We start from the raw sequence: 24,794 nt of genomic DNA, 5'->3' as shown, positions 1-24,794 counted from the left end.
CCCGACCCCGCCAGACGCTGGGCTGGGCAACCCCAACCCAGCGTCTCGCTCAACTCATCGCGCCCTGACGATTGCACTCACCACTTGACACCGCCGCCGTCAGCAGGGCAACAGCTTCATGATCAACGGAGCCCGGACGGCGGGCCGTAGGGTGGGCGGGTGAGCACAGGCGAGGTGGGGCGGAGCACGTCCGAGGAGCCGTGGCCGGTCCGGGTGGTCAGCCAGAAGGTCGGCGCCTGGATCGCCCGGCTGGGCTGGGTGTGGGTCGACGGGCAGGTGGCGCAGATCAGCCGCCGGCCGGGCGCCACCACCGTCTTCCTCACCCTGCGGGACCCGTCGGCCGACCTGAGCCTGACCGTCACCACCAACCGGGACGTCCTCGACGCCGGTGCGCCGGAGCTGCGCGAGGGTGCCCGGGTGGTGCTGCACGCCAAGCCGGAGTTCTACGCGGCCCGGGGCACGCTCAGCCTGCGCGCCGACGAGATCCGGCAGGTCGGCCTCGGCGAGCTGCTGGCCCGGCTGGAGAAGCTCAAGAAGCTACTCGCCGCCGAGGGGCTCTTCGACCGGGCCCGCAAGCGCCGGCCGCCGTTCCTGCCCAACCGGATCGGGCTGATCACCGGCCGCGCGTCGGCCGCCGAGCGGGACGTGCTGACCAACGCCCGCCGGCGCTGGCCGGCCGTGGAGTTCCGCACGGTCAACGTGGCCGTCCAGGGGCCGAGCGCGGTCCCGCAGATCGTCGACGCGCTCAAGGTGCTGGACGCCGACCCGACCATCGACGTGATCATCATCGCCCGGGGCGGGGGCGGCATCGAGGATCTGCTCCCCTTCTCCGACGAGGCGCTCTGCCGGGCGGTGTTCGCCTGCCGCACGCCGGTGGTCAGCGCGATCGGCCACGAGACGGACGCGCCGCTGGTCGACTACGTCGCCGACCTGCGCGCCTCCACGCCGACCGACGCGGCCAAACGGGTGGTCCCCGACCTCACCGAGGAGGTACGCCTCATCCGGCAGGCCCGGCACCGCCTGGAACGCGCGGTGCGCAACCTCGTCGACCGCGAGTCGCACCGGCTCGACGGGCTGCGCTCCCGGCCGGTGCTGGCCCGCCCGCAGGTGATGGTCGACCAGCGGGCCACCGACCTGACCGGGCTCCGCCAACGGGCCGGGCGCTGCCTGGACCACCGGCTCGCAGCCGCCGACGACGACCTGCGGCACACCCTGGCCCGGCTGCGTGCCCTCTCGCCGGCTGCCACCCTCGACCGGGGCTACGCGATCGTCCAGCGGGCCGACGGGCACGTCGTTCGGGCCGCGTCCGAGGTGGGCAAGGGCGACCCGCTGCGGGTCCGGCTCGCCGACGGCGAACTGGCCGCCACGGTCGACGGCTGAACGGGGAGGGTAGGCACGATGTGGTGGGATGGCAGCGATGACTGACGAGAAGAAGGACGAGCGCCTCAGCTACGAGCAGGCCCGCGCCGAGCTGGCGTCGGTGGTCGAGCGGCTGGAGGCCGGCGGCACGACGCTGGAGGAGTCGCTGGCGCTCTGGGAGCGCGGCGAGAAGCTGGCCGAGGTCTGCCAGCGCTGGCTCGACGGCGCCCGCGCCCGGATCGACGCCGCCCGGCAGGAGCCCGCCTCCTGACGTCCCCGCGCGTCGATCATCAGGTTCGTGGGGGACGAAACGTCACCCACCACAAGCCCCATGATCGACGCTGCGCGCGTCAGCTGAACAGGTTGTAGAGCTCGGCCGGCGCCTCGACCACCTGGTCCGCCGGCGGCTTCTGCGCGGCGGTGGCGTTGCCGTAGTCCGAGTAGGTGATCCGGATGTCCTGCGCCTTCGTCTGGCCGGCGGCCGGGATCTGGATGACCATCTCGCTGAGTCGCCCCTGCGGGTCGAGCTTCGCGGTGAACGGCACCGACTTCGCCTGCGCCCCGAGGGCCGTGACCACCGCCGGGTCCACCGAACCCGCCTGCGCCGCCTTCGACACGTCGATGGTGCCGGCGTACGCGCCCTCGCCCGTCTGCCGCACCTCCGTGATGCCCTGGGTCAGCACCTCGCTGCCCGCCGGGTCGACCTTGTCGAAGTCGAAGCCGAGGTTCCGGTTGCCCTTGATCCGGGTCTGGTCGAGGTGCTGGTACTTGCCGAGGTTCAGCTTCTGCACGCCCGGCAGGCTGCCCGCGGTCGTGCCGCCGAGTTCCAGCTTCACCCAGCTGTCCGGCTTGGCGTGGATCAGGTCGAGCTTCATGAACAGGTCGTCGGTCGGCTGGCCGATCGTCACCCGCATCTCGGCGCTCTGGCTGGGCTCGTGCACCTGCCCCTCCGCGGTGGAGCCGGCGCCGGACATGGTGAACCGGAAGTTGCCGTTGCTGATCTCGCGGGTGGAGGCCAGCAGCGCCTGCTTGGCGTCGCCGGGGACCGGGGTCGCGGCGCCGGAGGCCGCCCCCGTGCCGGACGCCGACACGGACGGGGAGGCGGACGAGCCCGCCTCCGGTGCCCCGCTGGCGTTGCAGGCGGCCAGACCGGGAGTGAACAGCGCGGCGGCCACCAGGCCGGCGCTGAGGCGTCGAAGAGTCATGCGTGTCTCCCACGTGGGTCACCCGACGCACCTGGCGGCGCCGGAAACCGGGCGACGCACCGTGTCGGCTGCGTCGCGCGAGCCCGGGGCCGGCTGCCGGAGCGGCCGGGCGGGCCCGCTCTCCTGTTGTTCCCTGCCACCGGGTCGCACAATCACCGGTCTGTCCGGTTGCCCCGGTCGGGTGACCGCCGAAACACGGAAACGGGCGGCCGGAGCCGCCCGTTTCCGTCGTGCCGGTGTTACTTGAGCATCTCGTACGTCGAGGCCGGGGCCTCGACGACCTGGTCCGCCGGCGGCTTCTGCGGGGCGGTGGCGTTGCCGTAGTCGGCGTAGGTGACCTTGATGTCGTGGGCCTTGGTGTCACCGGCCGCCGGGACCGAGATGACCAGCTCGGTGAGCCGGCCCTGGGCGTCCAGCTTGGCGGTGAAGGACAGCGACTTGGCCTGCGCGCCGAGCGCCTTGACCAGGTCGGAGTCCAGGGCGGCCGAGTCGTCGCCCACGGCGGACGCGTCGAGCTTGCCGGCGTAGCTGCCCTCGCCCGTCTTCTGCACCTCGGTGATGCCCTTGGCGAGCACGGCGGTGCCGGCCGGGTCCAGGTCCTTCATGTTGAGGCCGAGCTCGCCGGCGTCCTTGACCTTGGACTGGTCGAGGTGCTGGTACTTGCCCTTCATCTTGTCCGCGCCCGGGATCATCGCCCCCAGGTCGCCGAGGTCGATCTTCACCCAGCTCTCCGGCTCGATGTAGATCATCTCCATCCCGAAGGTGGTGCCGGAGCCGTCGTCGGCCTTCATCGTGAACTGGGCGCTGTTGCTCGGCTTGTGCACCGAGCCGTCGCCGCTGATGCCGGCACCGGCGATGGTGAAGTTGAAGTTACCCTTCTCGATCTCCTTGACGGAGGCGAGCAGCGCCTCCTTCGCATCGGCAGGGATGGCCGGGGCCGACGACGCGGACGAGCCGGCGGCGCCGGGCTCGGCGGCGTCCGACTTGCAGGCGGCCAGGCTGGGAACGAGCAGGGTGGCGGCGAGCACGCCGACGCTCCACCGTCGAATGTTCACTTTGTCTCTCTTCGCAGAACGGTAAGCACCCGGCCGACCGCGGTCGCCGGGAGGTGAGCCGGGGCAGCGTAGCCGATGGGACCGACGTCCGGGGCCCTCGACGGCCGCCGCTACCGGATCGTCCCGGCCAGGTGTCGCAGCTCGTTGTCCCGGGCGTCGCCGACCACGATCACCGTCCGGTTCGGTTCGAGCAGCACCAGCGCCTGCTCGTTGGCCCGGGCGGTGTACCGCTGCCAGGTGCGCCCGCCCAGGTCGGTCTGCCCCTGGGGTTGCCCCTCGGCGGTCAGCTCGGCCGGCAGCAGCTGCTCCGGCGGCACGTTGCTCTGCACCAGCTGGGCGCCCCGCCCCTCGGGGGTGAGGTAGCCGAGGCGCAGACTCGCCCCGCCCTCGACGTTCTGGAAGGTCGCGTTGACCGTCCGCCACCCGTCGCCCAGCTCCACCGGCTCGCTGACCGGGAACGCGTTGGCGGCCCGGGCCGACTCGACGGCGGGCGCGGGGTCGACCGTGACCGGCTGGTCACCGCCGAGGAACCCCCGGTAGAAGGCGAGCAGCAGGGCGATCGGGACCAGCAGGATGAGCAGCGAGAGCGCCATGTCCTTCGGCGACCGCTCCGACTTGCGGGCGTCGACCGCGGGCGGCGGCGCGGGCGTCTCGCCCGTCTCCGCCGCGCCGTCGGCCGGCACGCGCCCCGGCGCGCCGTCGGCCGGCACGCGCCCCGGCGCGCCGTCGGCCGGCACGCGCCCCGGCGCGCCGTCGGCCGGCACGCGCCCCGGCGCGCCGGCGGGTTCCACCAGCGCCGGCTCGCCCTCCGGCACGGCGGCGGCCGGGGTCGGGGCGACCGGCGGCTGACCGTCCGGCGGGGTCGAGTCGGCGGGTACGCGATCGGCAGGCTGTGCGGGTTCCACCCCGCCATCTTCCCGCACCGCCCGACCGGCCGTATCCGGGCCATCACCGCCCCGGCACGGCGCCCGGTCAGCCATCGTGTGAGGATCAGCGACACAGCCGGCAGCGGCGACGCCGCACCCTGCCGCCCCGCAACGTCGCGAGGAGGAGCCGTCATGACCAACACCACCAGGACGCGGATCCCACAGGATCTCGACCGCAACCTCGCCCTCGACCTGGTCCGGGTCACCGAGGCCGCGGCGATGGCCGCCGGCCGCTGGGTCGGCCGGGGCGACAAGGAGGGCGGCGACGGGGCCGCCGTCGACGCGATGCGCAAACTGATCAACTCGATCCCCATGCGGGGCGTCGTGGTGATCGGCGAGGGCGAGAAGGACAACGCGCCGATGCTCTTCAACGGCGAGGAGGTCGGCGACGGCACGGGGCCGGAGGTGGACGTCGCGGTCGACCCGATCGACGGCACCACGCTGATGAGCAAGGGCATGCCGAACGCGCTGGCCGTGCTCGCGGTCGCCGAGCGCGGGGCCATGTTCGACCCGAGCGCCGTGTTCTACATGGAGAAGCTCGCGGTCGGCCCGGTCTACGCCGACGTGGTGGACATCAACGCCGGGGTGGCCGACAACCTGCGCCGGATCGCCAAGGTCAAGGGTGCCGACATCTCCGAGGTGACGGTCTGCGTCCTGGACCGTCCCCGGCACGACGACCTGGTGGCGCAGATCCGGCGCGCCGGGGCGGGCATCCGCTTCATCTCCGACGGCGACATCGCGGGCGCCATCGCCGCCGCCCGCGGCGAGTCGGACGTCGACGTGCTGATGGGCATCGGCGGCACCCCGGAGGGGATCACCGCGGCCTGCGCCCTCAAGTGCATGGGCGGGGCGATGCAGGCCAAGCTCTGGCCGCGCGACGCCGAGGAGCGGGAGAAGGCGCTCGCCGCCGGGCACGACCTGGACCGGGTGCTCACCACCGACGACCTCGTCACCGGCGACAACTGCTTCTTCGTGGCGACCGGGGTCACCTCCGGCGACCTGCTGCGCGGGGTCCGCTACCGGGCCGGCGGGGCGTACACCCAGTCGATCGTGATGCGTTCGAAGAGCGGCACGATCCGGGTGATCGACTCGTACCACCGGCTGGAGAAGCTGGCCCTCTACTCGGCGGTGGACTTCGACGGTCGCCCCCTGGCCGAGCAGGAGTGACCGCCACCGGGACGATGGCCCCGCCGGCCCCGTCGGCGACCCGCCGGATCGCCGGCGTGGGCCTCGCGACCGCCTCCGGGGTCGCCGTGGCCGTACAGTCCCGGATCAACGGCGAGTTGGGCGTACGACTGTCCGACGGGATCGCCGCCGCGGTGGTCTCGTTCGGCGTGGGCCTGCTGGTGCTGTTGGTGCTGGTTCCCGCCACCCCCGGTGGGCGGCGGGGACTGGTGGCCCTGCGTGGCGCGCTCGCCGACGGCACGCTGCGGCCGTGGCAGTGCCTCGGCGGGGTGTGCGGCGCCCTGCTGGTGGCCGCGCAGGGGCTGACCATCGGCACCCTGGGCGTGGCCGTCTTCACCGTGGCGGTGGTCGCCGGCCAGTCCGGCAGCAGCCTGGCCGTCGACCGGGCAGGGGTCGGCCCGAACGGGCGCCAGCCTGTCACCGCCCAGCGGTTGACCGGCGCGGCGCTGACCGTGGTCGCCGTCGTGCTGGCCGTCGGCGACCGGCTCGGCGACCCGGGCACCCTCGGGCTGGCGCTGCTGCCGCTGCTCGCGGGGGTGGCCATCGCCTGGCAGCAGGCGGTCAACGGCCGGGTGCGGATGGCCTCCGGCAGCGCCCTGACGGCCACCCTGGTCAACTTCACCGCCGGGACTACGGCCCTGCTGGCGACCTTCGCCGTCGACGTCGCGGTCCGGGGCTGGCCGGCGGGCGACCTGCCCACCGAGCCCTGGTTCTACCTGGGTGGGCCGATCGGGATCGTGTTCATCGCGATCGCCGCCGCGATCGTCCGGTTCACCGGCGTGCTGCTGCTCGGCCTGGCCACCATCGCCGGTCAGATCGTCGGCGCCGTGCTGCTGGACGTGCTGCGGCCCACTGCGGCCTCCCACCCGAGCCTCACCACGCTGCTCGGCGCGGCGCTGACCATGGTCGCGGTCCTCGTCACCGCGCTCGCCCCGGCTGCGCCCCGCCGGCCGGACGGCCCGGCCCGCTGACGTCGCCGGTCGTTCGCCCCGGGCCTGCGCGCAGCGGGCCGGCGGGCGTGCCGGTGCTCAGGAGGCCCGCGCCGGAGCCGGCCGGGCGCGGAGGGCGGTGGCGGTGTCGGCGAGGGCGTCGTCGAGCGGGGTCGGGTCGATGCCGAAGGTCGCGACGGCCGCGGTGGAGTCCAGCACGAACGGCCGGTCGAACTGGTAGGCGATCTCCCGCAGCTCCTTCGCGGTCGGGTCGAACAATCCGCCCAGCCACAGCACCGGCCCGGGCATCCGGGTGAGCTTCGGCGCGGGCGCCCCGGCGAGCGTGGCCGCGCGGGCGGCCAGGGCACGGATCGAGACCGCCGGCGCGGTCGGTACGTGCCAGGCCCGGCCCCAGCCCCGCTCGTCGGTGGCCGCGGCCACCAGGGTGCGGGCCACGTCCGGCACGTACGTCCAGCTGTGCGGCGCGTCGAGGTCCGCCGGCACCAGCGCGCGCCGGCCGGCCAGGACCTGCGGCAGCACCAGCATGCTCGGCAGCGACTGGGCGCCGGCGCCCAGGTAGTCCGAGCCCCGCACCTCGGTGACCCGGACCCGGCCCGCCTCGTGGGCGGCGAGCGCGTCGGCCCACATCTGCGCCCGGACCCGCCCCTTCACGCTGCTCGGCCGCAGCGGCGTCGCCTCGGTCATCGGGGCGTCGACGGGGCCGTAGCCGTAGAGGTTGCCGACGGCGGCGAGCACCGCCCCGCTCCGCTCGGCGGCGGTGAGCAGTGCGGTGGCCAGCGGCGGCCAGTCGGTGGTCCACCGGTGGTAGGCCGGGTTGGCGCAGTTGTAGAGCGCCGCCGCGCCGGTGGCCGCCGCGGTGAGGCGGTCGGCGTCGGTGGCGTCCGCGGCGATCCGCTCGACCGCCGGGTGCTTCGGCCCGCCGCCCCGGCGGGTCACCAGCCGCACCCGCTCGCCCCGGTCGGCGAGGAGGCGGGCGGTGGCGGTGCCGACGGGGCCGGCGCCGACGATCACGTGCAGTGCCATCAGGGGTCACCTTTCAGAACGGCGGTTCTTTCCGAGAGCGGCGCTCTCGTTCGACGCCAAGCATGACCCAGGACCGCAGGCTGCGTCAAGAGCACTGCTCTCGGTTTTGATCTGCGCTCTCATCCGTGGCAGGGTGGAGGCATGGCTGCACCCTCCATCCGCGCCCGGGTCCGCGCCGAGATGATCGACGAGATCAAGGCCGTGGCCCGGCGACACCTCGCCAGCGACGGCGCCAACCTGTCGCTCCGTGCGGTCGCCCGGGACATGGGCATGGTCTCGTCGGCGATCTACCGCTACTTCCCCAGCCGCGACGAGCTGCTGACCGCGCTGATCATCGAGGCGTACGACGCGCTCGGCGAGGCCGTGGAGGCGGCCGACGCCGGATGCGACCGCCTCGACCTGCGCGGACGATGGCACGCCGCCTGCCGGGCGGCCCGCGGCTGGGCGCTCGCCCACCCCGCCGAGTACGCCCTGCTCTACGGCAGCCCCGTGCCCGGCTACGCCGCCCCGGACGACACCATCGGCCCCGCCCAGCGACCGCCGCTGACCCTGATCGGCATCCTCCGCGACGGATTCGGCGCCGGTCGGCTCGACCCGCCACCGGCCGCCGAGGTGGCCGGGCCGCTCCGCGCCGACCTGGCGGACCTGGCCGGGATGCTGGGCGGTGAGCTGCCCGAGGCACTGCTCGCCCGGGGCATGGCCGGCTGGACCCAGCTCTTCGGGCTGATCAGCTTCGAGCTGTTCGGCCGGATCAACCGCACGCTGCCGCACCGGGACGCGTACTTCGACCACCAGACGGCACTGATGGCCGACCTGATCGGGCTCCCCCGAACGGGCTGACCCCGTCCCGCGACGGTCAGCGGGGCGGCATGGCGGGACGCGGCGCCGGGTCGCCGGGCGCACCGTCGCGGTGCGGAGCCGGGACGCTCGCCCGCCCACCGTCGCAGCCATTGATCTCGATCCGGCCACGGCCGGGGCGGCATCCGGTACCGGCGCGTCAGGTGCCGTCGGAGGAGTGCCCGGGGAAGAGGTGCGCGCTCGGGTCGATGGCCACGGCCGCGTTGTTCACCGCCGTGGCGGCCTCGCCGAAGCCGGTGGCGATCAGCCGCACCTTGCCCGGGTACTCGGTGATGTCGCCGGCCGCGAAGACCCGGGGCAGATTCGTCGCCATCGCGCTGTCGACGACGATGTGCCGGCGGTCGAGCCGCAGCCCCCACTCGGCCAGCGGGCCGAGGTCGGCGGTGAAACCGAGGGCGGCGACCACCGTGTCCACCGGCAGCAGCTCGGCGGCGCCGCCGCGTACGGTGATCTCGGCGCCGGTCACCGCCCCGTCGCCGTGCAGCCCGGTCACCTCCGCGTTGACGATCACGCGCACCGGCAGCTCCAGCACGCGGGCGACGGTGGCGGCGTGGGCGCGGAACCTCTCCCGCCGGTGCGCCAGCGTCACCGAGCGGGCCAGCGGCTGGAGCGTCAGCGCCCAGTCGAAGGCGGAGTCGCCGCCGCCGACGATCAGCACGTCCCGGCCGGCCAGCTCGGTCGGCTGCGGTACGAAGTAGACGATCCCCGTACCGGCGAAGTGCTCCGCCACCGGCAGCGGGCGGGGCGTGAAGCTGCCCAGCCCGCCGGTCACGATCACCGCCCCGCAGCCGAGCTGCTCGCCCCCGGCGAGGCCGAGCACCGGCCGCCCGTCGGCGTACGAGAGCTTCTCGGCGCGGGTGCCGAGCAGGTAGCGCGGGTCGAAGGGCGCCGCCTGGGCGACGAGGTTGGCGATCAGGTCCCGCCCCTTGACCGCCGGGAAGCCGGCCACGTCGTGGATCAGCTTCTCCGGGTACATGGCGGTGATCTGGCCGCCGGGCTCGGGCAGCGCGTCGACGACCGCGACGGAGAGCCCGCGGAAGCCGGCGTAGTACGCCGCGAACAACCCGGCCGGACCGGCCCCGATCACCGCGACATCGACCTGGCGCATGGGCGTACCGTCGCTTTCCGCTCACGGATCAACGCGTGCTGATCCCGACGGTAGGGCCGGCGGTGTGCCCGGGCAAGCACGTCCCACCGGCCGCACGGCACCGGCGCGTCGGCGCTCAGGGCAGGGTGAGCGTGGACTCCGAGCGGTACGGGCCACCGAGGTCGTCCCGGCGGCGCCGGAAGATGATCGCGGCGACCGCCCCGCCGAGCAGCCCGAACAGGTGCCCCTGCCAGGAGATCCGCTCGTCGGTGGGGAGGATGCCGACCAGCTGCCAGCCGTAGAGCAGGCCGACCAGCAGGAAGACCGCGAAGTTCCACCAGCTCCGCTCGACGATCCCCCGCATGAGCAGGATGCCCAGGTAGCCGAAGATGACGCCGCTCGCGCCAACCACGACGGAGTTGGACGAGCCGGTGAACCACACCCCCAGCCCGCTGACCAGGACGATGACGAGCGTCGACCAGAGGAACCGGCGGGCGCCGGCGGCGAGCACGAAGGTGCCGAGCAGGATCAGCGGGATGCTGTTGCTGTAGAGGTGGTCGAAGCCGTGGTGCAGGAACGGCGAGAAGAACACCCCGTCGAGCCCGTCGATGCGCTTGGGGATGATCCCGGCGGCGGAGTCGAAGCCGGCCGCCAGCCCCTGGTCGAGGGCCTCGATGAGGAAGAGGAACGGCACCACCGCGCACATGGCGACGAAGGCCCGGCCGAGCGCGGCGTAGAACGCCTCGGTGCCGAACCGGTGCGGATCGCCGCTTCGCGGGTGCAGGGTCACCCGTCAAGAGCTATCAGGTGACGGCCCGTGCCGCCACTCCTGCGGCGATCCGTACGCCCCGACGACGGAGGCGGGGTGTGTGGACGCCCACACACCCCGCCTCCGGTCGGTCGGTCAGTACCAGCCCACGTCCTGGGAGTGCGCCCAGGCCTTGCAGGGCGAGCCGTAGCGGCCCTCGATGTAGCCGAGCCCCCACTTGATCTGGGTCGCCGGGTTGGTCTGCCAGTCGTCGGCGACCGAGCCCATCTTGCTGCCCGGCAGCGCCTGCGGGATGCCGTACGCCCCGGACGAGGAGTTGCGGGCCTTGTGGTTCCAGCCGCTCTCCTTGGTCCAGAGCTTGTCCAGACAGGGGAACTGGTCCATCCCGAAGCCGGCCTTCACCATGAGCGCGCAGCCGACCTCGCGGTTGCCGCTGAACTCCGCGCAGGACGCCGGGATCGGCCCGTCGTACGGCTTGCTCTCGGCGGCCTTCTCGGCCGCGGCCTTGGCGGCGGCCTCCCGCGCCTTCTTCCGGGACGCGGCGGCGGCCTCGGCCTCGCGGGCCCGCTTGGCGGCCTCCTTGGCCGCCGCGGCGGCGCGCAGCTTCGCCTGGTATTCGGCGGCCCGCTGCTTCGCCGACTGCACCTGGTGGGCGGCCTGGCGTTCGCGCTGGTAGTCGAGCTCGGCCTCCTCCACGGCGGCGCCGACCTGCGCGGTGAGGCCTTGTTGCTGGGTCTGTCGGTCTTCGCCCAGGTAGACACCGCCGGCAACGCCCACGGAGAGCAGCGCGACAGCGGCCGTGCGGGCGCCGAACCGGCTCCACAGCCGACTCACGAAGTGGTCCCTTCGTCGGGGGCAAGGACACGGCGCGGGCACCCGTCACGGGGTGGGTCCGCGCCGCGAGCGCCCCGACCCTGTGCCGGTCGCAGCCGACGCACCGGGGGTGGAAGATGTCGGTGTGACGAACGATCACCAACGATCTTGTCGGTACGTGGGCGCTCGTTGGACACCATCGCGCACGGTGAGGCCGATGGGAAACCAAGAGGCTTAATTGTGACTTGCGTCACTCAAATTATAGGCACGAACCGCCAGATAACGGTCATCAGTGCGGGATGTCCTCCAGCAGGTCCGTCACCATCGCGGCGATCGGCGAACGCTCCGAACGGCTGAGGGTGACGTGGGCGAAGAGCGGATGGCCCTTGAGTGCCTCGATCACCGCGGTCACCCCGTCGTGCCGGCCGACGCGGAGATTGTCCCGCTGGGCCACGTCGTGGGTGAGCACCACCCGCGAGCCCTGGCCGATCCGAGAGAGCACGGTCAACAGCACCCCGCGCTCCAGCGACTGCGCCTCGTCCACGATCACGAAGGCGTCGTGCAGGCTCCGGCCCCGGATGTGGGTCAGCGGCAGCACCTCCAGCAGGCCGCGCGACGTGACCTCCTCCAGCACGTTCTCGTGCACCACCGCGCCGAGGGTGTCGAAGACCGCCTGTGCCCAGGGCGACATCTTCTCCGACTCCGAGCCGGGGAGGTAGCCCAGCTCCTGCCCGCCGACGGCGTAGAGCGGGCGGAAGACCACCACCTTCCTGTGCCGCCGGCGCTCCATCACCGCCTCCAGCCCGGCACAGAGGGCCAGCGCGGACTTGCCCGTCCCGGCCCGCCCGCCCAGCGAGACGATGCCGACCGACTCGTCGAGCAGCAGGTCGAGGGCGATCCGCTGCTCGGCCGAGCGGCCGTGCAGCCCGAACGCCTCCCGGTCGCCGCGGACCAGCCGCACCGTCTTGTCGGGCAGCACCCGGCCGAGCGCCGAGCCGCGGGCGGAGTGCAGCACCAGGCCGGTGTGGCAGGGCAGCCCGGCGGCCGCGTCCACGTCGAGCGTCTCGCCGGCGTAGAGCCGGCCGATCTGCTCCTCGGCAAGCTCCAGCTCGGACATCCCCGTCCAGGTGGGGTCGCTGGCCTGGCCGTGCCGGTACTCGTCGGCCCGCAGGCCCACCGAGGCCGCCTTGACGCGCAGCGGCATGTCCTTGCTGACCAGGGTCACCTCCCGCCCCTCGGCGGCGAGGTTCAACGCGACGGAGAGGATCCGCGCGTCGTTGGAGTCGGTGCGGAAGCCCGGCGGCAGGACGCCGTCGTCGGCGTGGTTGAGCTCCACCCGCAGCGTGCCGCCGGAGTCGTTGGCCGGCACCGGGCGGTCGAGCCGCCCGTGCCTGACCCGCAGCTCGTCCAGCATGCGCAGGGACTGCCGGGCGAACCAGCCCAGCTCCGGGTGGTGCCGCTTGCCCTCCAGCTCGGAGATGACCACGAGGGGCAGGACCACCTCGTGCTCGGCGAAGCGGTGGAAGGCCGCCGGGTCGGAGAGAAGCACCGAGGTGTCCAGGACGAACGCCTGGCCGGCTGGTCGGGGCTCCTCGGCGTCGGCCGGAGCGGCGGACACCCCGCGGCGGCTCCGGGTGGTGCGGCGGGTCGTGGCAGTCGCGGCCGTGGTCCGGTCGGCCCCGGCGGTCGTACGGCGAGTCGTCACAGGCCTGCTCCGACGGATGGGCATCCGCCACCCGCGTTCCGCCTCCTCCGGTGCCCGGGGACACGGGGTCGGATGCGGAACCCCGTGCGCGAGGTCGCAGATCCGGGCGGACCGGCTGGCTCGGGAGAACCCCGTGCCATGCCTAGACGCTAGCGGCGTCGGACCCTCCGGGCTAGAGGGCGATCGTGGATCTCCGGGGACCGGCACGTTAACAGGCGTGGACGGCGGAACCGGCCGGGATGCATGCCCCCTGCGCGCATCCCGGCCGGTGGGACCACCGTCACCGGTCTGACGTGGTCCCGACGGTGCGTGTCCGCCGCGGACGACGCACCGCGCCCTGGGTACCGGCCGACGGGGCCTCGGGATCCCCGTCGACCGGGCTCAACCGGTCCGCCGCACGAGGGTGCCGGTCGGGTGCCGCCCGGTGACCGGGGCGGCCGGCGCCGCGAACGACGAGCCGGTGTAGGTGGTGCCTGGCCGGACCACCGTGCCGGTGACGCGGGTGGTGGTGGGCGGCGGGCCGGCCAGCGCCGACGCGATGGCCGCCTGGGCGTCGCGGCGGCGTCGGTTCCACGCGCCCCGGTCGCCGTCGAAGTAGCCCTGGCGGTAGCCGAACCGGTAGCCGATCCGGTAGCTGAGCTGCCCGTGCAGCCGGCCGGCGGCGTAGCTTGTGGCGCCGAGGACGAGGACGAGGAAGACCGCGAGGAAGGGACTCATCCGGCGGCTCCGGTGCGCCGCGGGTGCCCGGTCATCGCTCCTCCGGCTCGACCGAGGTGGGATCGACGACCAGGAGCCGGTCCAGGTCGTCCGTGCTGACCTCCTCGACCAGCTCGACGGTGATGCGGCAGCCGTCCAGGACGACCTCGGCCACCGAGGACCGGCGGATCTCGCCACCGGCGTCGTACACCCGGACGCTGAGCTCCGGACAGCCGAGGTGGGTACGCCAGGTGTCCCACTCGGTGCGGTCACCGACGCTGAGCGAGAGGTAGCGGCAGCCCCGGGCGACGTAGAGGCGCCAGGGCGCGCTCAGGCCAGCGGCCACTCCCTCCGCGATCAGGCCGAAGGCCTGGGCTCGGGTGGCGAGTTCGGTCACCACACCCCCCTCGCGCCGGGGGCGTGACGCATGTGAGCACTGATCGTCTCATGCACGTGACACACCGTAGATTGTCTCATGGGCGTGACAGTATCAGCTTTTCGTCTGTTTACTCCGCCTCTACGGACACCTACTCTGCCCAGGTGACACCCCTCAGAAGCGGTGCCGGATCGTTCACCGGCAGGTCGACATTCACGTCTCGTCCGCGTGACAAGAGCGTGCCGGGACGGGCACGGCTGGCCCGCGGGTCGTACCGTCACGACGTGACCGAGACGGCCAACGCACGGAAGATCGCCTTCGCCACCTTCGTCCGTCGGGCGCTCGACGAGGCCCGGGCCACCCGGGCCTGGAGCGGCACCGAGGTCTCCCGTCGCACCGGGGTCTCCCGGCAGACCATCAACCGCTGGGTCCGGGGCGACTGGGCCAGCGACCCGGAGGCCGAGCGCGTGGTGGCGTTCTGCGAGGGCCTGGGGCTCAACCCGGCGACCGCCTTCACCGCGCTGGGCTGGGACCGCACGGCGACGCCCCGCAGCACCCCCACCCCGCCGCCGATGGACCCCGACGTCGAGGCGCTGCTGCGCCGCCTCGTCGATCCCGACGTCTCGGACGCGGAGAAGTTCCACATCCGGGAGACCATCCGCTACCTCGCATATCGCCCGACCATGCCGGTCGATGTCCGAAACCGAGGTAAACAGGCCGGCTAGTTCTCAGATGGCGAAAGAACAGCAGGTCAGACTCATTCGTTTCGCTCCGGGGCCGGAACGGGCACGCTAGCGTCCCTATTCGTACTGCTTGGGCTCGTCGTCGGCGGGGGGACGGGACAAGGCCGAACCCAGCCCTGCGGGACAGAAGGAGGGGTCTGTCCATGACCCTGAAGTGGATGGCAGTCGTCATCGCCACCGTGTCGATGACACTGGGCGTGACCGGAAACGTGGTGACGCTGGCGGTCAACGGCGGGCAGCTTCCCCTGCTCGTCAACCTCCTCGCGCTCGTCACCGCCGGCACCGCGGTCGTCCTGGCCGTGGTCGCCGAGCTGCACGACCGGCTGAACGACCGGATCAGCGCGCTCACCGACTTCCTGGTGAGCCGGCTCAAGGAGATCGAGGAACACAGCGGCGACCGGAACACCGGGTTCGTGGAGGGCTACCTGCTCAGCCACGGCCAGGAGGCGGCCGTCGTGCCGTTCGGACGACGGGGACGGGGAGCCGCCGAACGCTGACCCGCCAGGCCCGCGCCTCCCGTGCCGACCGCGTCTCCGGACGCCGGCCGGACCGCATCGTTCGACCGGGATTGAGCCGACCCGGCCGGGGTACGCTGACGCGCGTGCCGCCGTTGAACCTGGGCAACCAGCAGCCGAGGACCCCGTTGGACGCCGACCTTGCCTGGCGGACGACCGCCGGGCGGGCCGACGCGACAGTGCTCTTCTTCGACTTCGACGGCACCCTGGCGCCGGTCGACGACGACCCCACCGCGGTACGGCCCGCGCCGAACGTGCTCGCCGCGATCGAGGCGCTCGCCCCCGTCGTACGGCGGGTCGCGATCGTCTCCGCGCGACCGGTCGAGTTCCTCCGCGACCACCTCGGCGGGCTGACCGGAATCGACCTGTACGGCCTCTACGGCCTGGAGCACAGCCACTCGGGCGGCGAGACCGTGACCGAGCCGGCGGCCCTGCCGTGGGTGCCCACCATGGCCGAGCTGGCCGAGCTGGCCCGGGCCGAGCTGCCCGAGGGCGCGCTGGTGGAGTACAAGCGGCTCTCCGTGGCGCTGCACTGGCGTACGGTGCCGCAGCTCGGCGACACCGTGGAGCGGTGGGGCCGGGCCCAGGCCGAACGGCTGGGGCTCAAGGTCCAGGCCGGTCGGATGGTGCTGGAGCTCAAGCCGCCGGTCGACCGGGACAAGGGCATGGTGATCGACGAGGTGGTCCGGGACGCCCAGGGCGCCTGGTACTTCGGCGACGACGTCTCCGACATCAAGGCGTTCGCCGCGCTGCGGGCCCGGTCCGCCGCCGATCCGAACTTCTTCGGCGTCTGCGTCGCCGTCGCCAACCCCGAGACCGGCCACGAGGTCGCGGAGGCCGCCGACCTGACCCTCGACTCCCCCGCCGCCCTCGGCGACTTCCTCACCGCCGCCGCCCACCGCCTCACCTGACGCGCCTGGTGGCCGGGGCCGGGAGGTCAGGCCCCGTAGCGGCGCTGCCGGTTGGCGTAGGAGCGCAGGGCGCGGAGGAAGTCGATGTGGCGGAAGTCCGGCCAGTTGAGTTCACAGAAGTAGAACTCCGAGTGCGCGGACTGCCAGAGCATGAAGCCGGACAGCCGCTGCTCACCGCTGGTGCGGATGACCAGGTCCGGGTCGGGCTGGCCCCGGGTGTAGAGGTGCTCGGCGATGTGCTCGACGTCCAGCACCTCGGCCAACTCCTCGATGGTGCCGCCGGAGGCGGCGTGCTCCAGCAGCAGCGAGCGCACCGCGTCGGTGATCTCCCGCCGGCCGCCGTAGCCGACCGCGATGTTGACCTCGGCCCCGCCGCTGCGCTCGCCGGTACGCTCCTCGGCCGCCTTCAGCGCCGCGGCGGTCGACGCCGGAAGCAGGTCGAGCGCGCCGACCATGCGCAGCCGCCAGGGGTTGCCCTCCTCGGCCAGCTCGACCACGAGGTCCTCGATGATCTGCAACAGCGGGTCCAGCTCGCTGGCCGGCCGGCGCAGGTTGTCGGTGGCCAGGAGGTAGAGCGTGACGTGCGCGATGCCGGCCTGGTCGCACCAGCCCAGCACGTGCTTGATCTTCGCGGCGCCGACCCGGTGCCCGTCGTTCGGGTCGACGTAGCCCATCTCCCGGGCCCACCTGCGGTTCCCGTCGCACATCACGCCGACGTGCCGGGGCACCGGCTTGCCTGCGAGCTTGGCCGTGAGGCGACGCTCGTACACCGAATAGATCAGGTCCCGCAGAGTCATCACCTTGCAGCGTAGCGACCTGTCCCGCCGATCACCCCCTCGGATGGCGTTCCCACGCCGACAGACCGATGCCGATCATGCCCAGCGTGCGGGCGTCGAGCCGCCCGTCGCCCAGCCCCAACTCGACCACCGTCCGGTAGACCCGGTCGTCCCGGCAGGCCGCCCGGACCGCCGCGTCGACGACCCGCCGCCGCCGGGCCAGCCACGCCGCGAACGAGCTGTGCCGCAGGTGGGCGCCGAGCCGGCGGCGCAGCGCCGCCGCGTACCGCCGGGCAGCCTGCTCGGGCGAGCCGGCGGCCGCCGCGCCGGCGAGCGCGCCGGAGAGCAGGGCGTAGAAGATTCCCTCGCCCGTGAACGGATTGATCAGCGAGAGCGCGTCGCCGGCGAGCAGCACCCGGCCGCGCCCGGGCGACGGGCGGTGCGTCGACAGCGGCAGGTGGTGCGCCCGCAGGTCGGTCACCGTGGCCAGGTCCGTGCCGGGCAGCAGCGCGCCGAGCCGGTCGACCAGGTGCGCCCGGCTCAGCGGCTCCCCCCGCAGCACCTCCCCGTACCCGACGTTCGCCCGGCCGTCGCCGATCGGGAACGACCAGGCGTACGCCGGCCAGCGCGGCGCCGAGGTGACGATGAGCTGTTCGGGCGGGCCGGGCAGCGCCGGGGCGTACCCCCGGATGGCGAGCGCCAGGTGGCGGTCGGGGTTCACCCGGTGCCCGAGCGCCCGCCGGACCACCGACCCGGCGCCGTCGGCGCCGACCACCATCCGCGCGGCCAGTTCCCCGTCGAGCACCACCCGGTCGGCGCGGACCTCCACCTGCCGCACCGCCCGCCGGCGCAACCGCGCGCCGGCCGCGACCGCCGCCGCCACCAGCCGGGCGTCGAAGACCCTCCGGGGCACCGTGTACGCCGGCCGGGGCAGCGCCCGGGCCACCGTGCCGCCACCCGGCCCGACCAGGCGCAACGCCGGCAGCGGCGCGTACCCGGCCACCGCGTCGGGCACACCCAGTTCGGCGAGCACGTCCAGCGCGTGCGCCGCGATGCCGTCCCCGCACGCCTTGTCCCGGGGAAAGTCGGACCGGTCCAGCAGCAGGACGCTCGCCCCCGCCCGTCGGGCCGCAAGCGCGGCGGCCGACCCGGCCGGACCGGCCCCGACCACCACCACGTCGAACTCATCGCTCACCGCGTCGCCTCCTCCGGCCGGCGTCAGGCCCCGCCCCGTCCGGCCATCCTGCCGTCGCGCACGCGCAGGGTGCCGAAGCCGCACCGGCATGTCCGTCAACACGTCGTCGGCCCGGCATCGACCAACGGCTCGAGCCCTGTCGAGCTGCCCGCACAGACGGGGCACGATCAGGCGGCCAGCCTCCTCGTTCCGGCGGTCCCATGGACGTGGCAGCTCGACAGCGCACGACAGGGGGTCCCGCGACACCCGTGATCTGCGCCGGAGTCGTCGCTCCGTCAGGCCGGTGCGGCGGGCCCGGTTCGCTCGGTTCGCTCGGCGCGGGTCGCGCGCCACAGGCCGTAGAGCGTCAGGGCGGCGGCGGCCAACAGCGGGCCGCCGTCGCGGACCAGCCCGTCCAGCCCGAGCAGCCACCAGCACAGCGGCAGGTCGACGACGAGCACGACGACGGTCACCGCCACCAGCAGGATGCGCGCCCACCCCTTGCCGCGCATCAGGAAGGCGGTGCAGAACAGTACCGCGTAGCTGGTCGCGATGCCGGCGGCGAACCAGAACAGCACCGCCGGCACGGCGGCCAGCCGGTCGTCCAGCACGGCGCCGCCGGCGACCAGGGCCGGGACCAGCATCAGCGGGCTGTAGGTGAACGCGGCAACCCGGCCGGTGAGCAGCCAGCCGCTGACCTCGGGCCGGCGGGGTGGGGTCTCCCGCCAGGAGATGCCACTACGGTCGATGACCAGCCGGGGCCGGTGGCGGACCAGGTGCCCGGACACGGCGGTCGAGCGGTAGAGCAGCCAGACCACGGCGGCGCAGAGGGCGGTGAGCAGGGCGAACCCGAGCAGCCCGGGCAGCGGCGGCACCCCCTGCCGGGGCACGATCAGCCGCCCGACGGCGAACACCGTGGTCACCGCGAGGATCAGCCCGAACGGCCGGGCCACCGTCCGGCCGCGGCGGACGTGCCCGATCAGCAGCAGGAAGCCGAGCGAGCGGAGCATGGCCCAGCCGGTGCGTACGGCCAGCCCGAAGCCCTGCTCCGGGGCGTACCACCAGTTGAGCAGCTCGACCACGACGGTGGCCGCCGCGGTCAGTGCGAGCAGCGTGGTCAGCGCCCGGACGGCGGACGGCCGCCGGACCTCGGTCTCGGCGGCCGTCCTCATGGGAACCGATGATGCCCGGTGCGGGCGTCGATCACACCTGTCGTCAGCGCTGCGGCTCCGCGTCGAGCCGGGCGCGCAGCGCGTCCAGCTCGGCCCAGAGCACGCCCGGCAGCTTGTCGCCGAACTTCTCGAACCACTCGGTGACCAGCGGGAGCTCGTTGCGCCACTCCTCCGGGTCGACCTTCAGCGCGATCCGGACGTCCTCCGGGGTCATGTCCAGGCCGTCGACGTCGAGCGCGTCCTGGGCCGGGACCATGCCGATCGGGGTCTCCACCGCCTCGGCGCGCCCCTCGATCCGCTCGACGACCCACTTGAGGACGCGGGAGTTCTCGCCGAAACCGGGCCAGAGGAAGCTGCCCTCCGGGTCCTTGCGGAACCAGTTGACGTAGTAGATCTTCGGCAGCTTGGACTCGTCGCCGTCGGCGCCCTTGCCCATCTCGATCCAGTGCCGGAAGTAGTCGCCGGCGTGGTAGCCGATGAACGGCAGCATCGCCATCGGGTCGCGCCGGACGACGCCGACCGCGCCGGAGGCGGCGGCGGTGGTCTCCGAGGAGAGCGTCGCGCCCATGTAGACGCCGTGCACCCAGTCGCGGGCCTCGGTCACCAGCGGGATGGTGTCCCGGCGACGGCCACCGAAGAGAATCGCGTCGATCGGCACGCCGTTCGGGTCGTAGTAGTCCTCGGCCAGGATCGGGCACTGGGTGATCGGGGTGCAGAACCGGCTGTTCGCGTGCGAGGAGAGGTTGTCGCTCTCCGGCGTCCAGTCGTTGCCCTTCCAGTCGATCAGGTGCGCCGGCGGCTCACCCATGCCCTCCCACCAGATGTCCCCGTCGTCGGTCAGGGCCACGTTGGTGAAGATGGAGTTGCCGCGGTCCAGCGTCCGCATCGCGTTGGCGTTGGTCTTCCAGTCCGTGCCGGGCGCGACGCCGAAGAGGCCGTACTCGGGGTTGACGGCGTAGAGGCGGCCGTCGGGACCGAAGCGCATCCAGGCGATGTCGTCGCCGATGGTCTCGACCTTCCACCCCGGGACGGTCGGCTCCAGCATGGCGAGGTTGGTCTTGCCGCAGGCGGACGGGAACGCGCCGGCGATGTGGTAGACCTTGCCCTCCGGCGAGGTGATCTTGAGGATCAGCATGTGCTCGGCGAGCCAGCCCTCGTCGCGGCCCATCACGCTGGCGATCCGCAGCGAGTAGCACTTCTTGCCCAGCAGCGAGTTGCCGCCGTAACCGGAGCCGAAGGACCAGATCTCCCGGGTCTCCGGGAAGTGCGAGATGTACTTCGTCTCGTTGCACGGCCACGGCACGTCCTGCTGGCCGGGGGCGAGCGGGGCGCCGATCGAGTGCAGCGCGTGGACGAAGTCCACGTCGTCGCCCATGGCCTCGAGGACCTTGGCGCCCATCCGGGTCATGATGCGCATGGAGGCGACCACGTACGGGCTGTCGGTGATCTCGACGCCGAACATGGGGCTCTCGGCCTCGACCGGGCCCATGCAGAACGGGATGACGTACATGGTGCGCCCGCGCATGCAACCGCGGTAGAGCTCCGTCATCGTCTGCTTCATCTCGGCCGGCGCCATCCAGTTGTTGGTGGGGCCGGCGTCCGCCTCGTCGACGGAGCAGATGAAGGTGCGCTCCTCGACCCGGGCGACGTCCGTCGGGTCCGTCCGCGCGTAGAACGAGTTGGGCTTCTTCTCCGGGTTGAGGCGGATCAGGGTGCCCGCCTCGACGAGCTCATCGGTGAGGCGCCGCCACTCCTCGTCGGACCCGTCCACCCAGACGACACGGTCGGGGGTGGTCAGTTCAGCGACCTCACGGACCCAGGCGAGCAGTTTGGGGTGGGACGTCGGGGCCTGATCGATACCCCGAACGGTAGCCGGAGCAACCATGACACATCTCCTTGGTGGTCGACGCTGACCGGTCTATGGGATGCACGAGTCTTGACGGCGCTGCGCGTCCTTACGGCGCGTGCGTCGCCCTTCGTGGAAACCTGGGATTGGCCTCAGCGTAAACCGGGTGGCGTCGCCAGTCAGTGGGACTGGTTGTGAAGAACTGCACAAGGTGCGGTCACGCTGCGGCATCACGAGCTAATACCCGCTTTCGCGCGCAGTTTCACGCAAATCCTCTGGGAAACCGCCGACGACCGACCCGCCGCGTCCGGTCGAAGGACTCGCGAACCGCCCCGCTCGACCACCCCGACTCGTTACGCTCTGTCCACAGGCGCACACCCGTGTGGGCCGCTCGTCGTTGCTACCCGTGTGGGATGCAACCAGCCGGTAGGCTCGGCGTCGTGGCCGCGACGATGACCGGGGAGCCAGGCTCCCGGCAGACCCGCCCGGGTCTGGCCCACGCACTGGTCGAGCGTTTCGGCCACCTCGTCCGCGAGATGAGCAAGTTCGCCACCGTGGGTGGGATCGCCTTTCTGATCGACTTCGCGCTCTTCAACTACCTGACGAGCGTGCGGGGCGTCGAGCAGGTGACCGCGAAGACCGTCTCGACGGTGATCGCGGCGACCGTCGCGTTCGTCGGCAACAGGTTCTGGACGTGGCGGCACCGCAAGCGCTCCAACCCGGCCCGCGAGTACGCACTGTTCTTCTTCTTCAACGGTGTCGGCCTGGGGATCGCGGTGGCCTGCCTGGCCATCAGCCGCTACGGCCTGGGCAGCATCTGGCCGGAGGTCTTCCAGACCCCGTTGGCCGACAACATCGCCAGCTTCATCGTCGGCACCGGGCTCGGGACGCTGTTCCGATTCTGGTCCTACCGGCGGTTCGTCTTCGTGGAAGCGGGAACCCCAGCCGTTCCGGAAGTAAAGCACGACCGAGACCACCGGGCGTGACCTGCCGCCCACCTCGTCCCGGCCGGAGCCTCCCGGCCCCGCCCACTGCCCTAAGGTGTTCCGCATGCGTCTTGTCCGTCTGCTGCCCGAGCGCTGGCAGAAGTTCATCCACGAGGCGCTCAAATTCGGCATCGTCGGCGGCGTCAACACCGTCATCAATTACGCGGTGTTCAATGCCCTGGCACTCACCGTTTTTGTCGACGGCCAGTTGAAGGCGACGGTCATCGCCACCATCGTGGCGACCATCACGTCGTATCTGATGAATCGTCACTGGACGTACCGCGACCGCCCGAAGTCGGCGATGCGGCGCGAATACGCCCTGTTCTTCCTCTTCAACGGAGCCGGCCTGCTCATCGAGCTGGGCGTCCTCGCCGCCGCCAAGTACGGCCTGGGCGTGACCAGCCTGCTGGCCCTGAACGTGGCGAAGACCGGTGGCGTGCTGCTCGCGACGCTGTTCCGGTTCTGGTCCTACCGGACGTTCGTCTTCCAACCGGCACCGGCCCACGCCGCGGAGACGTGGCACAGCATCCCGCGCGACGAGTGGGACACGATGGCCGAGATGGACCCGGTGGCGGAGCTGGCCGAATCCATCTCCGAGCTGGAGGAGGCGCAGCCACCACCGGGCGCCGAACGGCGCGGCCCGGCCCCCGTGCCGGCGACCGGCCAGAGCGCCCCGCTCCAGGGCCGCCCCGTGCCGCTCGACGCCGGCATCGGCGGCTCCCTCGACCGGGAGCTGGAAGCCGAGCTGGCCGCCGAACTCCAGGCCAGCACCCGCCGCGCCCCGCGCCGCTGACCTGCCACACCCCGCGCCGCTGAACCCGGCACACCCCGCGCCGCCGCGCCGTTAACGTGCGGCGGGCGGGCGGGCGTGGGGCCGGGCTCAGGTGGTGGGGTCGCGCAGCGGCTTCCCCTCGTTCATGTCCGCCAGGATGTCGCGCATCTCGGCGTCGCCGAGGGAGTGCTTGTCGTGGTGGGCCTCGACCAGCTCGTAGAGCTTCGTCTGGACCTGGCCGACCCCAGGCACGTCGTGCAGGACGGACTGCCCGCGCTCGCCGGCGGACTCGATGGTCAGGGTGCCGCAACCGAGCAGACGCTCGACGAACCGCTGGTTCATCGCGTGGTCGTTGACCCGGGTGAGCGGGATGTCCCGCCGGTCGCGGGAAAGCACGCCGTGCTGGAGCAGCACCCGCTCGTTCGTGAAGAGGTAGTGAGTGGTCCGCCAGACCAGGAACGGCCAGAGCGCCAGCCAGAGCGCCGCCGCCAGGGCCAGCACCCCGATCACGGCGAGCGCGATCGAGCCGCCCCCGCCGGACGGCAGCAGGACCATGCCGGCCACCACCGCCGCGACGGCGAGCACGAGCACCGCGACCGGCCGGATCAGCGCCTTCCAGTGCGGGTGCAGGTGCAGCACGACATGCTCGTCCTCGGTGAGCACGTCATCGGGGAACGCCACGGGAACCTCCTCGCAGAAACGGACGCGCTGACCGTAACCGCTTTCCCGCCCGCCGCGACATCAGCCGCGCGGCGATCCCGCCCCCCGCGATCTTGCAGTTCGGCCCCCGTCTCGCGGCTCCCGCCCCGTTCGCCAGGGCAAGAAGTGCAAGATCGCGCGGAAGGCGAGGGCGGGAGGGCGGAGGGCGGGGGCGAGGGGAGGGGGGAAGGGGGAAGAGTGGAAGGGGAGGCCGGGGTTAGCGAAGGTGGAGGACGTCGCCGGCGGCCAGGGGGCGCACGCCCGTGGGGGTGGTGACCAGCAGTCGGCCGTCGGCGTCCACGCCGGTCGCGGCGCCGGTGATCTCGTCGCCGCCGGGCAGCAGCACGCGTACCTGGCGGCCGATCGTCGCGCAGGAGGCCAGGTAGGCGTCGCGCAGCCCGCTGGCAACCGCGTCCCCGCCGGCCGAACGCCAGCGACCGTACCAGTCGGCGACCGAGCGGAGCAGGGCTCGCAGCAGCGGATCGCGGTCGGTGGCCGCCGCGCCGGCCAGTTGCAGCGAGGTCGCCGGCAGGCCGGTCGGGTGCTCCGGCAGCTCGTCGGCGCGGAGCGTGACGTTCAGGCCGATGCCGAGCACGATCGCGGGCGGCTGCGCCGGCGAGTCCCCCGGCACCGCCTCGGCGAGGATCCCGGCGCACTTCGCGTCGCCGATCAGCAGGTCGTTGGGCCACTTCAGGCCGGCGTCCAGCTCGGCCAGCCGGGCCACCGCCTCGACCAGGGCCACGCCGGCGAGCAGCGGCAGCCAGCCGTACGCCGCCTGGGGCACCGGCGGCCAGCCACGGTCGTTGACGGCCTCCCCCGGCCGGAGCAGCACGCTGGTGGCGATGCCCGCCCGCGCCGGTGACTGCCACGCCCGGCCGCGCCGGCCGCGCCCGGCGGTCTGCCGCTCCGCGACCACCACCAGCCCCTCCGGCTCGCCGGCCCGGGCCGCCTCGGCGACGTCCGCGTTGGTCGAGCCGGTCTCGACGCGCAGCTCCAGCCGCGCCCACGGCCCGTGCGGGGCGACCAGCGCCCGCCGCAACCGGGCCGCCGACAGCGGCGGACGGTCCAGATCGGTGTACGGCGAGCCCGGCATCCCGTCAGCCTACGGCCCGCCCGATGCCCACCCGCCGGCCGCCGGGCGGGCGGCCGTGGGCGCCGGGGGCGGGCCGCCGGGGGCGCCGGGCAGGCGGCCG

26 protein-coding genes and 1 pseudogene are annotated in these 24,794 nt (G+C 73.1%); 11 read left to right on the top strand and 16 right to left on the bottom strand.

The genetic code is table 11. From position 1 onward, the window contains the following. Window positions 1-159: 159 nt before the first annotated feature. A complete protein-coding gene (gene xseA, locus ACGF5C_RS17420; protein ID WP_393302748.1) occupies window positions 160-1,380 on the top strand; it encodes an exodeoxyribonuclease VII large subunit in 1,221 nt (406 codons plus the stop codon). Between the two features lie 37 nt (window positions 1,381-1,417). Continuing rightward, window positions 1,418-1,630 (top strand): exodeoxyribonuclease VII small subunit, encoded by a 213-nt coding sequence (locus ACGF5C_RS17415; RefSeq protein WP_350678613.1) that lies wholly within the window; start codon window positions 1,418-1,420, stop codon window positions 1,628-1,630. A gap of 79 nt (window positions 1,631-1,709) precedes the next feature. On the opposite strand, the gene ACGF5C_RS17410 is transcribed toward ACGF5C_RS17415, so the two are convergent. From ACGF5C_RS17410 to ACGF5C_RS17400, 3 genes are all read right to left on the bottom strand, one after another. Continuing rightward, on the bottom strand, window positions 1,710-2,564 hold the full coding sequence (locus ACGF5C_RS17410) for a hypothetical protein (protein WP_393302746.1): 855 nt from the start codon (window positions 2,562-2,564) through the stop codon (window positions 1,710-1,712). A gap of 239 nt (window positions 2,565-2,803) precedes the next feature. Beyond that, window positions 2,804-3,619, bottom strand: a complete 816-nt coding sequence (locus ACGF5C_RS17405; protein WP_393302744.1) for a hypothetical protein — start codon at window positions 3,617-3,619, stop codon at window positions 2,804-2,806. Between the two features lie 110 nt (window positions 3,620-3,729). Next, entirely contained in the window at window positions 3,730-4,524 is a 795-nt protein-coding gene (locus ACGF5C_RS17400; RefSeq protein ID WP_393302742.1) for a DUF4245 family protein, read from the bottom strand. A 153-nt stretch (window positions 4,525-4,677) separates the two neighbouring features. Between ACGF5C_RS17400 and glpX the strand changes: the two genes are divergently transcribed. Beyond that, window positions 4,678-5,712, top strand: a complete 1,035-nt coding sequence (gene glpX, locus ACGF5C_RS17395; RefSeq protein WP_357458300.1) for a class II fructose-bisphosphatase — start codon at window positions 4,678-4,680, stop codon at window positions 5,710-5,712. Window positions 5,713-5,726: 14 nt separating this feature from the next. Then, the gene (locus tag ACGF5C_RS17390) at window positions 5,727-6,701 is read left to right on the top strand and encodes a DMT family transporter (protein ID WP_393302780.1); all 975 of its coding nucleotides are present in this window, start codon (window positions 5,727-5,729) and stop codon (window positions 6,699-6,701) included. Between the two features lie 57 nt (window positions 6,702-6,758). Here ACGF5C_RS17390 and ACGF5C_RS17385 read toward each other — a convergent pair whose 3' ends face one another. Beyond that, window positions 6,759-7,703, bottom strand: a complete 945-nt coding sequence (locus tag ACGF5C_RS17385) for an NAD-dependent epimerase/dehydratase family protein (RefSeq protein ID WP_393302740.1) — start codon at window positions 7,701-7,703, stop codon at window positions 6,759-6,761. A 141-nt stretch (window positions 7,704-7,844) separates the two neighbouring features. Here ACGF5C_RS17385 and ACGF5C_RS17380 point away from each other — a divergent pair, with 141 nt between their 5' ends. Beyond that, window positions 7,845-8,543 carry a TetR/AcrR family transcriptional regulator gene (locus tag ACGF5C_RS17380; protein ID WP_393302738.1) on the top strand — a complete coding sequence of 233 codons (699 nt, stop codon included), beginning with the start codon at window positions 7,845-7,847 and terminating at the stop codon, window positions 8,541-8,543. A gap of 157 nt (window positions 8,544-8,700) precedes the next feature. On the opposite strand, the gene ACGF5C_RS17375 is transcribed toward ACGF5C_RS17380, so the two are convergent. From ACGF5C_RS17375 to ACGF5C_RS17350, 6 genes are all read right to left on the bottom strand, one after another. Beyond that, the gene (locus tag ACGF5C_RS17375) at window positions 8,701-9,669 is read right to left on the bottom strand and encodes an NAD(P)/FAD-dependent oxidoreductase (protein WP_393302736.1); all 969 of its coding nucleotides are present in this window, start codon (window positions 9,667-9,669) and stop codon (window positions 8,701-8,703) included. A gap of 115 nt (window positions 9,670-9,784) precedes the next feature. After that, entirely contained in the window at window positions 9,785-10,438 is a 654-nt protein-coding gene (locus ACGF5C_RS17370) for a rhomboid family intramembrane serine protease (protein ID WP_393302734.1), read from the bottom strand. Between the two features lie 114 nt (window positions 10,439-10,552). After that, window positions 10,553-11,251 carry a lytic transglycosylase domain-containing protein gene (locus ACGF5C_RS17365; RefSeq protein WP_357692212.1) on the bottom strand — a complete coding sequence of 233 codons (699 nt, stop codon included), beginning with the start codon at window positions 11,249-11,251 and terminating at the stop codon, window positions 10,553-10,555. A 268-nt stretch (window positions 11,252-11,519) separates the two neighbouring features. Continuing rightward, window positions 11,520-12,935 carry a PhoH family protein gene (locus ACGF5C_RS17360; protein ID WP_393302732.1) on the bottom strand — a complete coding sequence of 472 codons (1,416 nt, stop codon included), beginning with the start codon at window positions 12,933-12,935 and terminating at the stop codon, window positions 11,520-11,522. A 381-nt stretch (window positions 12,936-13,316) separates the two neighbouring features. Next, the gene (locus tag ACGF5C_RS17355) at window positions 13,317-13,652 is read right to left on the bottom strand and encodes a hypothetical protein (protein WP_393302730.1); all 336 of its coding nucleotides are present in this window, start codon (window positions 13,650-13,652) and stop codon (window positions 13,317-13,319) included. Window positions 13,653-13,683: 31 nt separating this feature from the next. Further along, a complete protein-coding gene (locus ACGF5C_RS17350; RefSeq protein ID WP_393302728.1) occupies window positions 13,684-14,028 on the bottom strand; it encodes a hypothetical protein in 345 nt (114 codons plus the stop codon). A 263-nt stretch (window positions 14,029-14,291) separates the two neighbouring features. Between ACGF5C_RS17350 and ACGF5C_RS17345 the strand changes: the two genes are divergently transcribed. The 3 genes from ACGF5C_RS17345 (at window position 14,292) to otsB (ending at window position 16,176) form a co-directional block, all read left to right on the top strand. Continuing rightward, window positions 14,292-14,732 carry a helix-turn-helix domain-containing protein gene (locus tag ACGF5C_RS17345; RefSeq protein WP_393302726.1) on the top strand — a complete coding sequence of 147 codons (441 nt, stop codon included), beginning with the start codon at window positions 14,292-14,294 and terminating at the stop codon, window positions 14,730-14,732. 161 nt (window positions 14,733-14,893) lie between these two features. Beyond that, window positions 14,894-15,247: a hypothetical protein gene (locus ACGF5C_RS17340; protein ID WP_393302724.1), complete on the top strand. Its 354-nt coding sequence runs from the start codon at window positions 14,894-14,896 to the stop codon at window positions 15,245-15,247. Between the two features lie 104 nt (window positions 15,248-15,351). Next, window positions 15,352-16,176: a trehalose-phosphatase gene (otsB, locus tag ACGF5C_RS17335; RefSeq protein WP_393302722.1), complete on the top strand. Its 825-nt coding sequence runs from the start codon at window positions 15,352-15,354 to the stop codon at window positions 16,174-16,176. A 26-nt stretch (window positions 16,177-16,202) separates the two neighbouring features. Here the strand turns inward: otsB and ACGF5C_RS17330 are convergent, their stop codons facing one another. From ACGF5C_RS17330 to ACGF5C_RS17315, 4 genes are all read right to left on the bottom strand, one after another. Next, on the bottom strand, window positions 16,203-16,973 hold the full coding sequence (locus ACGF5C_RS17330; protein ID WP_393302720.1) for an isoprenyl transferase: 771 nt from the start codon (window positions 16,971-16,973) through the stop codon (window positions 16,203-16,205). Window positions 16,974-17,004: 31 nt separating this feature from the next. Next, complete coding sequence (locus ACGF5C_RS17325; RefSeq protein WP_393302718.1) at window positions 17,005-18,147, bottom strand: geranylgeranyl reductase family protein; 1,143 nt, start codon at window positions 18,145-18,147, stop codon at window positions 17,005-17,007. 275 nt (window positions 18,148-18,422) lie between these two features. After that, window positions 18,423-19,298: a hypothetical protein gene (locus ACGF5C_RS17320; protein ID WP_393302716.1), complete on the bottom strand. Its 876-nt coding sequence runs from the start codon at window positions 19,296-19,298 to the stop codon at window positions 18,423-18,425. Between the two features lie 43 nt (window positions 19,299-19,341). Beyond that, a complete protein-coding gene (locus ACGF5C_RS17315) occupies window positions 19,342-21,183 on the bottom strand; it encodes a phosphoenolpyruvate carboxykinase (GTP) (protein WP_393302714.1) in 1,842 nt (613 codons plus the stop codon). A 155-nt stretch (window positions 21,184-21,338) separates the two neighbouring features. Here ACGF5C_RS17315 and ACGF5C_RS17310 point away from each other — a divergent pair. The 3 genes and pseudogenes from ACGF5C_RS17310 to ACGF5C_RS17300 all read left to right on the top strand — a co-directional run. Beyond that, window positions 21,339-21,429, top strand: a pseudogene (locus tag ACGF5C_RS17310) (GtrA family protein); the annotation flags it as partial. Between the two features lie 167 nt (window positions 21,430-21,596). Further along, a complete protein-coding gene (locus tag ACGF5C_RS17305) occupies window positions 21,597-22,130 on the top strand; it encodes a GtrA family protein (protein WP_393259205.1) in 534 nt (177 codons plus the stop codon). 64 nt (window positions 22,131-22,194) lie between these two features. Continuing rightward, complete coding sequence (locus ACGF5C_RS17300; RefSeq protein ID WP_393302712.1) at window positions 22,195-22,923, top strand: GtrA family protein; 729 nt, start codon at window positions 22,195-22,197, stop codon at window positions 22,921-22,923. Between the two features lie 87 nt (window positions 22,924-23,010). Here the strand turns inward: ACGF5C_RS17300 and ACGF5C_RS17295 are convergent, their stop codons facing one another. Both ACGF5C_RS17295 and ACGF5C_RS17290 read right to left on the bottom strand, forming a co-directional pair. Continuing rightward, window positions 23,011-23,583, bottom strand: a complete 573-nt coding sequence (locus tag ACGF5C_RS17295; protein WP_393302710.1) for a PH domain-containing protein — start codon at window positions 23,581-23,583, stop codon at window positions 23,011-23,013. Between the two features lie 235 nt (window positions 23,584-23,818). Further along, on the bottom strand, window positions 23,819-24,694 hold the full coding sequence (locus ACGF5C_RS17290) for a biotin--[acetyl-CoA-carboxylase] ligase (RefSeq protein ID WP_393302708.1): 876 nt from the start codon (window positions 24,692-24,694) through the stop codon (window positions 23,819-23,821). Window positions 24,695-24,794: the final 100 nt, after the last annotated feature.

Source organism: Micromonospora sp. NPDC047620, assembly GCF_043205005.1.
In the GTDB taxonomy this organism is placed as follows: Bacteria; Actinomycetota; Actinomycetes; order Mycobacteriales; family Micromonosporaceae; genus Micromonospora.
The sequence above is the reverse complement of the archived record's forward strand: the minus strand, read 5'-3'. Positions and strand labels throughout refer to the sequence as shown.